This window comes from Phaeobacter sp. NW0010-22 (assembly GCF_040365955.1).
Classification (GTDB): domain Bacteria; phylum Pseudomonadota; class Alphaproteobacteria; order Rhodobacterales; family Rhodobacteraceae; genus OMPR01.
On the sequence record NZ_BAABWT010000005.1, the window covers coordinates 300,818 to 314,390 of the forward strand.

Here is a 13,573-nt window from a genome sequence, read left to right on the forward strand (position 1 = left end):
ATCCTGCGTCATGACTGCCTCATGACCAAAGACACTGATATTCTCTGTATTGGCTCTGTATTATGGGATGTGATCGGCCGATCAGCCAGCCACATGCAACAGGGCTCTGACGTTCCCGGACGCATCACCCGCCTACCGGGTGGGGTCGCGATGAACATTGCGATGACACTTGTGCGATTTGGCATGAGCCCCACACTGCTGACTGCGATTGGTCAAGATCCAGAAGGACATGAACTTGTTGATTCCTGTCGCCAGCTTGGCATGATCACGGATCACATCTATCGCTCCGAAGATTTGCCAACAGACCGCTATATGGCGGTCGAAGGGGCCAACGGGCTGATCGCAGCGATCGCCGATGCGCATTCTTTGGAGGCCGCCGGAACAAAGATTCTGCTGTCGCTACAAGATGGATCACTTGGATCTGAAAAAGCTCCATTCCAGGGTTTGGTTGCTTTGGATGGCAACCTCACCCAGCAACTTCTACAAGACATCGCTCTGAGCTCTACATTTACGCGTGCAGATCTAAGGGTCGCCCCTGCCTCGCCCGGCAAGGCGGAACGCTTGATGCCGTTTTTGGCGCAATCCCGCGGGACCCTGTACGTTAATCTTATCGAAGCCAATATCTTGTGCCAAACCGAGTTCGAGGGGTCCGCTGCCGCAGCACAGGGTCTTCTGAGCCGTGGGGCGCATCGAGTTTTGGTAACAGATGGTGGCAATCCGGCGACTGAGGCTGATGCAACCGATCTTATCACTCAAACACCGCCCGAAGTCCTAGTCACCCGTGTGACAGGTGCTGGCGATACTTTCATGGCAGCGCACATTGCAGCCGAGGCCGCAGGGGAAAACCGCGACGCGGCCCTCAACCGGGCCCTGCTGGCCGCGGCTACTTATGTTTCAGGAGAAACCCCACTGTGATCGACCTCCAATTTTCAACCGAAGTGAAGGCCGCAAAAGAAGCGGGAGGCGCCATTGTGGCGCTCGAAAGCACCATTATCACTCACGGCATGCCTTATCCGCAAAATATCGAGGTTGCTGCCCAAGTTGAACAAGACATCCGCGATGCAGGAGCTACCCCTGCAACCATCGCTGTTATCGAAGGCCGGCTGCATGTGGGTTTGGAACCTGAACAACTGAGCGGTTTGGGGCAAGCCAAAGGCGTCGCAAAGCTGTCACGCGCAGATATGGCTGCATGCATGGCCACGGGCGGAACCGGTGCAACCACGGTCGCGGCAACAATGATCGCAGCCCATCACGCAGGCATTAGCGTTTTTGCAACCGGCGGCATCGGAGGCGTTCACAAAGGCGCCGAAACAAGCTTTGACATATCCGCTGACCTGCATGAACTCGCTCAAACACCGGTAACCGTCATTGCAGCCGGAGCTAAGGCCATTTTGGATTTGGATAAAACGCTGGAAGTTCTTGAGACCCTTGGCGTTCCAGTGATCGCATTTGGTCAAGACCAATTTCCCGCCTTTTGGTCCGCGCAATCGAAACTCGATGCCCCGTTGCGCATGGATGACAGTGCTGACATTGCTAAATCCCATGCGATGCGCCGGGCACTTGGCTTGCCCGGTGGGCAACTTGTTGCAAACCCCATCCCGATCCAAGATCAAATCCCAGCAAGCGAATTGGCCCCGATAATTGCGCAGGCTCAAGCAGATGCCGATACCCACAATATCTCAGGCAAAGGCGTGACGCCCTATTTGCTGCAGCGAATTTTTGAACGCACTGAGGGTCGGTCACTAATCGCCAACATTGCGTTGGTGCGGAATAATGCACGTCTTGGCGCAAAAATTGCACAGGATTTGCAAAAAATTGCGTGAAACGGGCGCTTGGACTGCGACCATCCATTGCAGCCCTTGTTCTGAATCCTTACTTCTTGCTCTGCAACAAGCGGAAACCCGATGAACACCCCATTTGACGAAGAACCCACCCGAGGTCCCGGTCTGTTTGCCCGGATACGATCATCGTTTTTGACAGGTATTGTCGTCATTGCCCCTGTCGGGGTAACGATTTGGCTGATCTGGACCGTCATTGGGTGGATTGATGGGGTTGTCTTGCCCTTTGTGCCGCAAACGATCCAACCCGAAGAATACATCGGTATCAACTTACGCGGTGTAGGTGTAATCATCTTCTTGATTTTCACCGTTTTGGTCGGATGGATCGCCAAGGGAATTCTGGGGCGATCCCTGATCCATTTCGCTGAAGGTTTGGTCAATCGGATGCCGGTTGTTCGATCAATCTATTCTGGGATCAAACAGATTTCGGAAACTGTGTTTGCCCAGACAGAACGTAGCTTTGAAAAAGCTTGTTTGATCCAATACCCGCGCCGTGGCATTTGGGCGATTGGTTTTGTCTCAACAATGGCCAAAGGGGAAATCGCTGAACGTGCCGAGACTGGCACCGGTTTGATGAGCGTCTTTCTCCCGACAACCCCAAACCCTACTTCGGGTTTTTTGCTATATTTTCCGGTCGAAGACGTCATCATTTTGGATATGAGCGTCGAAGATGCGGCGAAATTAGTGATTTCTGCTGGATTGGTCTATCCAAACGATAAAGATCCAACACAACCGCCTGAATAGTCACCCAAACATATCGGCCAGATCTACAGTCGCTCGTTGCCCTAAGTCCGCTTTGTGATCTTGCAGGAACCGGTCCGTCGCATCGCGCCCAGCTTCTTTTAGGCGCGCCAACACCATCGGAGTGGGAACCAGTTTCGTTGCCACCGATAGATCCGTCATCAAATCATCGTCCGCAATCATATGGACCAACACGCGACTCATGGTCCCCGCCTTGATGGTCCCGTCTTCAAGCAATCGCGATACGAAATTGATGGCTCGGAGTTCTCGCAACAAAGATGAGTTAAAACTGATCTCGTTGACACGGTTCTGGATTTGCTGGGGTGTCACGGGCAATTCTGAACGCTCGAGCGGGTTGATGTTCACAATGACCAGATCATCCGGCAGGCCCGCGTTAAACAGCGGGTACAAAGCCGGGTTCCCGGTGTATCCGCCATCCCAATAGGGCTCCACTTCACCCGTCTCAGGGTCTGCGATCTCAACAGCTTGGAAAATGGTTGGCAAACAGGCCGACGCAAGAATGGTATCTGTTGTGATCTGATCCCCTTGGAAAACACGAATCTTTCCCGATCGAACACGTGTTGCACAAATAAAGAGTTCTGGCCCGGAGTCGGAACAGACTCCCTCAAAATCAAAAGCATCCACAACAGGGCGCAGTGGGTTGCGGTAAAACGGTCCATAGGCGTAGGGCGAAACCATGCGAGAATAGGCATCCGCAAACGAAAACGGAAAGGAATGTTCGATGGCCTGCGCCACTTGTGCGGGTTCCAATCCGCGCATCCAATTGGCAACCCGCATGTCCCCGACAGCGCCCATGCGCCCCCACAGACCATCCAGATTTGCGCGGGCGCCCTCGCGTCCCCCATTAACCATGCCGGCCTTAAAGGCCGCCCCGTTCAGAGCCCCAGCAGAGGTACCTGAAATCCCGGCAACCTCAACGTCTGGTTCATCCAGCAAACGATCCAGAACACCCCAGGTAAATGCCCCGTGTGCCCCGCCACCCTGTAGCGCCAAATTGATCTGTTTCACTGGCTTTGATCCTTAGCTTGCCCAAGAGCTCCCGGGCAGAAATTGGCCCCTGCGGGGCCAAGAGAGGCGTATTGCCTTTTTGCTTAAAGTGCCGTCCAGCCGCCATCGACAGACAAAGTTGTACCCGTTATCTGGGCAGCTGCGTCAGAACACAGAAACACTGCCGTGCCACCGAGTTGTTCAACGGTAGCAAATTCTCGGCTTGGCTGACGTTCCAACATAACCTTTTTGATCACTTCTTCGCGGCCCATATTGTACTTTTCCATGGTGTCAGGGATCTGTGCCTCGACCAACGGCGTCAAAACATAGCCTGGGCAGATCGCATTACAGGTGATCGGTTGCTCGGCCGTTTCCAGCGCTACAGTTTTGGTCATTCCGACAACACCATGCTTCGCAGCGACATAGGCCGCCTTGAACGGGGATGCGGTCAAGCCGTGCGCTGACGCAATATTTACAATACGTCCCCATCCGGCCTCGCGCATCATTGGCAACGCAGCCGCCATAGTGTGGAATACTGAGTTCATGTTAATGGCGATAATCGCATCCCATTTTTCGACAGGGAACTGGTCAATCGGCGCAACATGCTGAATGCCGGCGTTATTAATCAAAATATCGCAACACCCGGCCTTGTCGATCAACGCCCGGCAGTCATCCCCCTTGGACATATCCGCTTGAATGTAGCGTGCAGTCACACCCGTTTCAGACGCAATCGCGGCCGCAATCTCATGATCTTCTTCACGGTCAGTGAACGAATTCAGAACAACATCAGCACCCGCGCGTGCCATTTCCCAAGCGACACCCAAACCAATCCCAGAGTTTGATCCGGTAATGATTGCCGTTTTTCCAGTGAGCGACATGGCTCTTCCCCTTCTGCAGATCTGAAATCGTCAGCACCCTGACATGCTGCACTTGCAAAGTGAACGGGGAAATACGCACGGGCGAAACCCTGCTTGTTTCCACAGACAAATGACAAACCACTTGCACCATCAAAATTGAAGGGCAAAAAAAAACGCCCGCGCGAAGCGGGCGTAAAGTTATTGAGGCAGGTTTCATACAGGCAAGAAACCTATCGAGCAGTGAAACCTTTATAAGCAATTTTACTCTCACCTCCAAGCTAAAAGTTTGAAAAGACGTGAAACCCCCGTTAGGCTAAAACGCAACAAAATAAGGCCAGAGCAGGATTGTTGCCAAAGTGCGACCAGATAATTTCCGCCTCAAACAGGCGCTGACGACGGGAATCGCCGTCTTTTTTACCGCGAAATTTGCAGCCGCAGAATCGGTTCATGGCATAGCTATGTATGGTGACCCCGCATTGCCACCTGATTTTGTGTCTCTCCCCTATGCCAACCCAAATGCACCCAAGGGGGGGCGGATTGTCTTTGGCAACACTGGTGGCTTCGACAGTCTGAACCCGTTTATCCAAAAAGGAACCGTGCCTTGGCAACTGCGGTTTTGGGGATATGAAGGATTGATGGGCCGTTCCTGGGACGAACCTTTCTCTTTGTACGGGCTGTTAGCCGAATCGATTGAAACCGCCCCCGACCGTTCCTGGGTGGAATTTACCCTACGCCCTGAGGCCCGATTCTCGGACGGGAGCGTCGTCACGATTGAGGATGTCATCTGGTCATACGAAACTTTGGGGACCAAAGGGCATCTGCGGTATCGCGGACTGTGGAACAAAATTTCTGCCATTGAACCAACTGGAGACCGTTCGGTTCGGATTACATTTAATGAACCAGACCGTGAGTTGGCGCTTATTGCCGGGCTGCGTCCGATCCTGAAAAAGGATCAATGGCTTGGCATAGAGTTCGACCAAGGTGCATTAGCTGACATTCCAATCGGTACGGGCGCTTATGTCATTCAGAACTACGAAGCAGGACGCCATGTAGTACTGGCCCGAAATAAAGACTATTGGGGCAAGGACATTCCGTTTCGCCGAGGGACGCAAAATTTCGATGAAATGCGCATCGATTTTTTTGGTGATGGGACCGTTTTGTTCGAAGCCTTCAAAGCTGGCGATCTATCGGCAATCCGCGAGTTCAATGCGGACAAATGGAATGGTCAGTATGGCTTTCCCGCTGTTGTGCGCGGGGATATCGTCAAAACTGAAATCCCGCATCAAAAACCATCAGGCATGACGGGTCTCGTTATGAATACGAGACACGCACCATTTGACGATTGGCGTGTGCGCGAGGCGATGTTGCTTGCGTTCAATTTTGAATACATCAACGACACTGTAACCGGTGGAGTACAGCCCCGTATCTCATCCTACTTTTCCGGGTCTCCTTTGGCTGCGCAGGCCGGAGCAGCCACTGGGCGAACTCAGACTCTGTTGGCACCCTTTAACTCAGACCTATTACCCGGGACACTCGAGGGCTATGCACTGCCGCTAAGTGACGGGTCTGCACGAAATCGCAAAAACCTACGCAAAGCAGCTAAATTACTGGGCCAAGCCGGATGGGCTGTACAAGACGGGCAATTGCGCAACGATACGGGTGAGCCGTTCTTAATCTCTGTCCTCTTGCGACAGGGTGACACTGACATGCAAACCGTTGTCGAAATATACGCGCGCGCTTTGGAACGGTTAGGCATTTCTATGACCGCCGACAAAGTAGACAATGCACAGTATGCAGGCCGTGTTACAGAACTTGATTTCCAGATGACCCCCTTTCGACGCGCTCTCTCGCTCTCGCCCGGGAACGAGCAGCGGATTTATTGGGGAAGCGAAGTTGCCAACACACCCGGGACACGAAATTTGATGGGCATGGAGTCACCCGCAGCGGATGCGATGATTGACGCCATGTTGGCCTCGGAGACGCGCGCAGATTTCGTTGCTGCAACGCGAGCACTGGATCGAATTCTGACTGCTGGTCGCTATGTGATCCCAATCTGGAGCTTCGATGTCGGGCGCATTGCCCATATCAAGGAGTTAAGACAGCCAGAAACGGTCCCGATTTATGGGGATGGCCCTCAGTACATGCCTGATTTGTGGTGGCACCAAAAGTAAGCCCACCCCAGAAACTGGAACCATCAAGAAGCACCACACGCAAAAGGAGAGTGAAGCGTTAATAAAACGCCTATAATTCGTGCGACCTTTTGCCAGATCCTTACTCAACTGTTACATTCTTAGGCTGCAACTTGGGAGGAGCGTTTCGACAAACTCATAGAGGAATGCTCAAAATGATGAATTGGACTGAACTGACCCTTGATTGGGCTGCTTCTTTTCCACGTGTGAAAGATCGGTTTCCGCATCTGGACGATGGGGCTATGCCGTTCTTGAAACTCGACCAAAGCCGGTTCGAGGCCTATTTGGCCGACACCCACCAACTCACCCTCAACGAAGCGCGCGAGGAGTTTGCCGATTTCTTGTTTGTAGAGTCGCTCAACCGCGAGCTCGACACCTAAATCTGAAGTCTTTGAAACCTCAGGCCAGTGATGTAACCCAGAGTATAAGCGCGTCTTCGTCACTGACAGAGATCACGTTATGGCCCATGGTGCTGTCGTAATAACAACTGTCGCCCCGGCGCATTTCAATCGGTTCGTAAAACTCGGTAAACAGCTGCACGACACCCGTTAGGACATACAGGAACTCCTCGCCGTCATGGCGAACCCAACCATCAAACTCTTCCATCGATCGCGCCCGAACACGGGCCCGGTACGGTAGCATCTGCTTTTTTGTCAGCGTGTCCGCCAAAAGCTCATGTTCATACGTGGCCGTTGCATGGGCCGCGCCCTCACCGAATTTTGTAACAGCCATGCGCCCGTTGATTTGGTCACGCTCTGGCTGAGTGAACAATTGCGGAACCGAAATCTGCAATCCCACTGCCAACTTTTTGAGAGCATCGTAAGTGGGTGACATTTGACCATTTTCAATTTTGCTCAGCGTTGAACGCGCCAAACCAGCCTGAGTTGCGGCTTGTTCGAGTGTCCAATCGCGTGCTTTGCGAAGTTCTCGTACGCGCGCGCCCAGATCCAAAGGTTCGGCAGCGGTTTCAGCACCGGTGTCATGGGCAATGCGAATAAGCGATTTTGGATCACGGTTGGTCATGGCGCACTCTATAAGGTGATGCAGGGCAGCTTGCAACGCGCGCGCGGGCGCGATAGCCAAAGCGTATGTTGTCGATTTTTGACCAAGGCCCGCCCGATCCCTGCCCGTCGCCCTTTAATTTGGCGGCGCATGTCCTGCGTCACGCTCCGCATCAATCGGACAAAATTGCATTGTCTGTTATTGGCGCAAATGAATCAGACGACTGGTCATATGCGCGTCTAGAAACAGCGATTAGAGGAACGGCAACAGGGTTACTGAAAGCCGGCATCAAACCCGGCGAGATCGCATTAATGCGACTGGGGAACACCGTTGAATTTCCGATTGCCTATTTGGGCGCGATTGCAGCGGGAATTGTGCCCGTTCCGACGTCTTCGCAACTCACCGTGGCTGAAACCCAAAAGATTATTGATGAACTCGCGCCGGCTGTGATCCTGCGGGATCGAAATGTCGCCTGCGCCGATCATCCCCACCAGATAGATTTATCCGCACTGGAAAACATGCGTGACTTGCCTCCGGTGTCGTATGATATGGGGGACCCAAACCGTATGGCCTACGTGGTTTATACATCAGGGACCTCCGGTAAACCGCGTGCCGTTGCACACGCACATCGTGCCATCTGGGCACGTCAGATGATGGTGGATGGGTGGTATGGGCTGACTCCGTCTGATCGACTTTGTCATGCAGGGGCATTTAATTGGACCTATACCTTGGGAACCGGATTAATGGATCCTTGGGCGATTGGCGCCACCGCCCTTATCCCGGCTGCCGAGAAGGATATCAATAAGTTGCCTGCACTCCTTCGCGACCATGAAGCAACTATATTTGCTGCCGCCCCCGGTGTGTTTCGGAAAATTCTCCAAACCGATGAAAGTTTGCACATGCCAAAGTTGCGGCATGGGCTGTGCGCGGGTGAAAAGTTGTCGCGTCACTTGCACGAACACTGGCAACAAGCGACCGGAACCGGGCTATATGAAGCCTATGGCATGTCCGAAGTTTCGACATTTATCTCGTCGAACCCCGATCAACCGGCACGCGGCGACGCCCTTGGTCAACCGCAAGTGGGGCGTCGCATTGCAATCCTTGGACCCGATGGGCCAGTTGCCCAAGGTGACGAAGGAACCATTGCCGTGCATCAGACAGACCCCGGGTTGATGCTGACATACCTAAATGCCCCATCCGAAGCAGACGCAAAAATGCAAGGAGATTGGTTTCTTACTGGAGATCAAGGCGCAATGGCCGTCGATGGCCAGATCACATATCTTGGCCGTGATGACGACATGATGAATGCCGGTGGATACCGGGTTTCACCTGTCGAAGTAGAGGCCGCCCTGTCAAAACACCCTGGGATCACCCAGGTTGGTGCTGCAGCCGTCGAGGTGAAAGAAGACACCTATGTCATCGCCGCATTTTATACCGGCCCACAGAAACTGGACGAAGCGGATCTGAATGCCTATGTGCAAGAAAACCTCGCACGGTATAAACAGCCCCGTGCGTTCATCCATTTGGACGTTCTGCCCGCGGGCGGCAACGGCAAACTTCTGCGACGCGCCCTGCCCGCATATTTCAAGGTCTAAACCTCATGAGTGAACAAACCGTCAAACTTGATATCCTGTCTGATCCTATCTGCCCTTGGTGTTTCATTGGTAAAACCAATTTGGAACAGGCCTTGGCCAATGTGCCCTACCACCCGTTCGTAATCGAATGGCACCCGTTCCAGCTCAACCCTGAAATGCCAGACAGCGGAATGGACCGTCGCGCTTACCTAGAGGGTAAATTTGGGGGCAAAGAAGCGGCCGTAAAAGCCTATGCGCCAGTTGTCGAATATGCCGAGAAACTTGGCTTGAATATCAATTTCGAGGGCATGAAGCGCACTCCAAACACGTTGGACGCGCACCGTCTTATTCACTGGGCTGGGATTGAACAGAAACAAAATCAAGCGGTTGATGCCTTGTTCACGGCATATTTCGTAGAGGCGCGCGATATTGGCGATCATGAAGTACTGGCGGATGTTGCAGACAGCATCGGTATGGATGCATCGGTAGTGCGCAAATTGCTCAACTCTGATGCGGATCGTGATGACATCCGCAATCGTGATGCCCATTCACGCAAAATGGGTGTCAATTCAGTTCCAACCTTTATCGTAGCCAGTCAGCATGCCGTACCGGGCGCACAACCCCCTGAAATGTGGGAAAAAGTAATTGCGGATATCTTGTCCCAACTTGAGACTTCCCCTGCATAAAAACACAGAGGTGTGTGCAATTCTATCTCTGGTCCCAGTCAAAAGCGCGTGATAGCGCGATTGGGTAAGGAGTCCCCTATGCCCAGCCGAATTTCCAAATCCGAATTCATCTCTCTCATTGCGGTGATGTTCGCCACCATTGCATTCTCAATCGATGCGATGCTGCCTGCCTTGCCAGAGATCGCGGCTGAGCTGAGTGCGGGCGACGTTAATCAAGCCCAGTTGATCCTGACATCCTTTGTGCTTGGCATGGGGATTGGAACTTTTTTTACCGGTCCGCTTTCGGATGCGTTTGGACGCAAACCCGTCGTTCTAGTTGGTGCAGGAATCTACATTTTGGGTGCCTTTATCGCCTGGATCAGTTCCTCTCTCGAGATTGTTCTCGCCGCCCGTGTTTTGCAGGGGTTGGGTGCTGCAGCCCCGCGGATCGTTGGTGTTGCAATTGTACGAGACTATTATTCTGGACGCGAGATGGCGCGCATTATGTCAATCGCCATGATGATTTTCACCATTTTCCCAGCCTTCGCCCCGGCTTTGGCACAGGGGATCATCATTTTCACCGGATGGCGGGGGGTTTTCGTCGCCTTTATCGTCTTTGGAGTTCTCATTAGCCTGTGGGTCGCGCTCCGCCTAGAAGAACCCTTGGCCCGCGAAAACAGACGCCCATTTCAAGGAAAGCTCCTCTGGAGCGCAATGGTCGAGATGTTACGCCATCCTACCGTGCGTCTGTCTATTGTAGTTCAGACCCTGTGCCTTGGTGCTCTGTTTACAATGCTTACGATGGTTCAACAGATTTATGGACAGATCTTTGATCGTGCCGACAGCTTTCCATTCTGGTTTGGTGGCGTTGCCTTGATTTCTGGCAGTGCCAGTGTTTTAAACGCCATCCTTGTGGTCAAACTGGGTATGCGGCGCATTGTAACCTTAACCTTGGGCGCTCAAATCGTTTTGTCCACCGCCATGGTGCTTTTGGAGGGTGTAACCTTGAACGACACGCTCAGCTTTGCGCTATTTGTCGGGTGGCAGGCCACAGTGTTCTTTATGGCCGGCACCACTCTGGGTAACCTAAATGCTATGGCGATGGAGCCGATGGGGCATATCGCTGGCATGGCAGCCTCGGTCATTGGCGCGATTTCGACTGTGTGTGCTGCCGCCATCGCTGCCCCCGTTGGCTTGCTGTTTGATGGCTCTCTTCTGCCGTTGACGTTTGGTATTCTCACCATGTCGGTAATCGGATTTCTTCTCATGCTACGCATGGCCAAAATCGAAGACCGGCAGCTTGCGTAACTTTTGAAATCACCTACGCTCCTGATCAATTGGGAGAGATTTCATGGATTCATATTATCATCTTGGCCAACACAGCTGCGCGATAACAACTACGTCAGCGGACGCGCAACTGTGGTTTGATCGCGGCCTTATCTGGACTTTTGCCTACAACCATCAAGAAGCCGTTGCTTGTTTCAAGCGCGCTCTGACCCATGACCCTGACTGTGCAATGGCACATTGGGGTGTCAGCTATGCCGCTGGACCGAACTACAACATGCCTTGGGAACGGCAAGACCCCGCGACACAAGCAGACTCTCTGGCGACGGCGTTTGACGCCTGCCAGCACGCGTTGGCCAATGTTGAGGGGACCACCGCCGCTGAACAAGCGTTGATCCGCGCCCTTCCAGCCAGATACCCTCAACGTGACATCCTTGATGACATGCACGCTTGGGATCAGGATTTTGCCGTCGCGATGCGCGTGGCCTTTGCTGAGGTTCCCGATCATCTAGACCTGCGCACGATCTTCGTTGAATCTCTGTTGAACCTCACCCCTTGGCAAATGTGGGATCTCGCGTCAGGCGCGCCTGCTACAGGGGCCGCAACTCTCGAAGCGCAACACGTTCTCGAAGACGCGATGTCCAACATAGAAAATGCAATGTCCCATCCTGGCTTGCTGCACCTCTACGTGCACCTGATGGAGATGTCTCCCACCCCAGAAAAGGCGCTCAAGGCTGGGGATGTGTTGCGCACTTTGGTACCCGATGCGGGACATTTGGTCCACATGCCCACCCATATCGACGTGTTATGTGGGCATTATCAAAACGTGGTGCACTGGAATCAAAAAGCTGTTCAAGCTGATTTGAAATATTATGAACGCGAAGGCGCCTATAACATCTATACCGGGTACCGCCAGCACGACTACCACTTCGTCATTTATGGTGCTTTGTTCTTGGGCCAGATGCAGCCGGCCTTGGATGCCGTGCAAGGGATGTGGGACACGGTGCCCAAAGAAATGCTTGAGATTGAGAGCCCGCCAATGGCGGACTATTTTGAATCCTATATGGCAATGAAGCCCCACATCCTGATCCGCTTTGGCCGTTGGGAAGAAGCCATCGCATTGGAAGCGCCAGAAGATCAGCGCATTTATCGCACCCTGACAGCAACCACGCACTATGCCCGCGCCGTTGCATTTGCCGCCACTGGTCGTGTTGCCGAAGCTGAAGCTGAAGAGCAGGTCTTTCTAGCCGCTAAGGCGCGCGTTCCAGCCACTCGGCTACTCCACAATAACAAAATCTTAGATCTTCTTGAAATCGCAACGGAGATGCTGCGTGGAGAAATCGAATACCGTAAAGAAAACTACGATATTGCCTATACACATCTACGCAGGTCCGTCGCATTAGATGACGCTTTGCCCTACGATGAGCCGTGGGGGTGGATGCAACCCACGCGCCATGCTTTGGGCGCTTTGCTCTACGAACAGGGTCATGTTGCCGAAGCCGAAACTGTTTATCGCGAAGACCTAGGCTTAGGCGGACAACTTAGCCGCGCATCGATAAATCCGGACAATGTCTGGAGCCTAAAAGGATTACATGATTGCCTTAAGTCCAGAAGTGAAGTCATTGAAATTATTCAGATCAAACAAAGACTAGATCTAGCTTTGGCGCGCGCAGACCGAGCCGTGGCTGCTTCGTGTTTTTGTGCGCAGGCTGCTATGCACGGGGCCGCATGAGGACCTTGGCCATAGTGCTAGGTGTCGCACTAACACAACCCGCTTTTGCAGACCGTCAGCAGTTTCCACCTCTAGACCAAGCGACCCAAGACCCAAGCCTTGTAACCTTTCGCGAAGAACTGAAACAGGCCGTAGCAGCGCGCGATATCGAACGGGTAGTCTCTGTGGCATGTCCAGATATATACCTCAGCCACGGTGGCAATGGTGGCCCTGCAGAGCTGCGCCAGAACTTGACCCGCCCACTTGAAACATCAGGTGAGCCAGAACGTGATCAGGCAGATGCGCTGCGCGAAGCATATTGGGATAATCTTGCCGAGACGATCTCAAGCGCAGGGTATTTTGACGACGAAGGCGAATTCTGGATGCCGACACAGTGGGGTATTCGTCTGCCCCCTGAGCTGGATCCGTTTCAGACCTACTTCGTTGATGGCACTCGTGTTTCCCTGCGCCAAGGCTCAGGTCGGGATAGCCCACTGTTACAGACGATAAGCCACGAACTTGTCACTGTTTCTGCGTTCGACCTCGAACAGGACTACCAAAATGTTTTACTTACGGATGGAACCACAGGGTACATGCATCGGGATTTTCTGTGGTCGATGGTGGGACACCGTGCTGCGTTTTACAAAACCCGCCAAGGTATCTGGCAGCTCTGTACTTTTGTCAGCGGCGACTAAGCCAAGGCG

At 53.1% G+C, this 13,573-nt stretch carries 13 protein-coding genes; 10 read left to right on the forward strand and 3 right to left on the reverse strand.

Annotated features, from left to right (window positions below):
* Positions 1-21 precede the first annotated feature (21 nt).
* The 3 genes from ABWV33_RS13220 (at position 22) to ABWV33_RS13230 (ending at position 2,582) form a co-directional block, all read left to right on the forward strand.
* A complete protein-coding gene (locus ABWV33_RS13220) occupies positions 22-915 on the forward strand; it encodes a PfkB family carbohydrate kinase (protein ID WP_353331347.1) in 894 nt (297 codons plus the stop codon).
* Complete coding sequence (locus tag ABWV33_RS13225; RefSeq protein WP_353331349.1) at positions 912-1,823, forward strand: pseudouridine-5'-phosphate glycosidase; 912 nt, start codon at positions 912-914, stop codon at positions 1,821-1,823. Before ABWV33_RS13220 ends, ABWV33_RS13225 begins: the two co-directional genes overlap by 4 nt.
* 81 nt (positions 1,824-1,904) lie before the next feature.
* Positions 1,905-2,582 carry a DUF502 domain-containing protein gene (locus ABWV33_RS13230; protein WP_113821605.1) on the forward strand — a complete coding sequence of 226 codons (678 nt, stop codon included), beginning with the start codon at positions 1,905-1,907 and terminating at the stop codon, positions 2,580-2,582.
* On the opposite strand, the gene ABWV33_RS13235 is transcribed toward ABWV33_RS13230, so the two are convergent.
* Positions 2,583-3,608 (reverse strand): patatin-like phospholipase family protein, encoded by a 1,026-nt coding sequence (locus ABWV33_RS13235; RefSeq protein ID WP_215193689.1) that lies wholly within the window; start codon positions 3,606-3,608, stop codon positions 2,583-2,585.
* 83 nt (positions 3,609-3,691) lie between these two features.
* Positions 3,692-4,465, reverse strand: a complete 774-nt coding sequence (locus ABWV33_RS13240; protein ID WP_121997259.1) for a 3-hydroxybutyrate dehydrogenase — start codon at positions 4,463-4,465, stop codon at positions 3,692-3,694.
* A 335-nt stretch (positions 4,466-4,800) separates the two neighbouring features.
* On the opposite strand from ABWV33_RS13240, the gene ABWV33_RS13245 reads away from it, so the two are divergent.
* Entirely contained in the window at positions 4,801-6,615 is a 1,815-nt protein-coding gene (locus ABWV33_RS13245) for an extracellular solute-binding protein (protein WP_502930913.1), read from the forward strand.
* A gap of 173 nt (positions 6,616-6,788) precedes the next feature.
* Positions 6,789-7,013 (forward strand): hypothetical protein, encoded by a 225-nt coding sequence (locus tag ABWV33_RS13250; protein ID WP_181824504.1) that lies wholly within the window; start codon positions 6,789-6,791, stop codon positions 7,011-7,013.
* A 19-nt stretch (positions 7,014-7,032) separates the two neighbouring features.
* Here ABWV33_RS13250 and ABWV33_RS13255 read toward each other — a convergent pair whose 3' ends face one another.
* Positions 7,033-7,656: a helix-turn-helix domain-containing protein gene (locus ABWV33_RS13255; RefSeq protein WP_113821609.1), complete on the reverse strand. Its 624-nt coding sequence runs from the start codon at positions 7,654-7,656 to the stop codon at positions 7,033-7,035.
* 65 nt (positions 7,657-7,721) lie between these two features.
* On the opposite strand from ABWV33_RS13255, the gene ABWV33_RS13260 reads away from it, so the two are divergent.
* From ABWV33_RS13260 to ABWV33_RS13280, 5 genes are all read left to right on the forward strand, one after another.
* Positions 7,722-9,230 carry a class I adenylate-forming enzyme family protein gene (locus ABWV33_RS13260; RefSeq protein ID WP_353331352.1) on the forward strand — a complete coding sequence of 503 codons (1,509 nt, stop codon included), beginning with the start codon at positions 7,722-7,724 and terminating at the stop codon, positions 9,228-9,230.
* A gap of 5 nt (positions 9,231-9,235) precedes the next feature.
* Positions 9,236-9,895 (forward strand): DsbA family oxidoreductase, encoded by a 660-nt coding sequence (locus ABWV33_RS13265; RefSeq protein ID WP_353331353.1) that lies wholly within the window; start codon positions 9,236-9,238, stop codon positions 9,893-9,895.
* A 78-nt stretch (positions 9,896-9,973) separates the two neighbouring features.
* A complete protein-coding gene (locus ABWV33_RS13270) occupies positions 9,974-11,182 on the forward strand; it encodes a multidrug effflux MFS transporter (protein WP_113821612.1) in 1,209 nt (402 codons plus the stop codon).
* A 43-nt stretch (positions 11,183-11,225) separates the two neighbouring features.
* A complete protein-coding gene (locus ABWV33_RS13275; RefSeq protein WP_353331355.1) occupies positions 11,226-12,890 on the forward strand; it encodes a tetratricopeptide repeat protein in 1,665 nt (554 codons plus the stop codon).
* Complete coding sequence (locus tag ABWV33_RS13280) at positions 12,887-13,564, forward strand: SH3 domain-containing protein (protein ID WP_353331357.1); 678 nt, start codon at positions 12,887-12,889, stop codon at positions 13,562-13,564. The genes ABWV33_RS13275 and ABWV33_RS13280 overlap by 4 nt, the downstream gene beginning before the upstream one ends.
* The last annotated feature ends 9 nt before the right edge of the window (positions 13,565-13,573 follow it).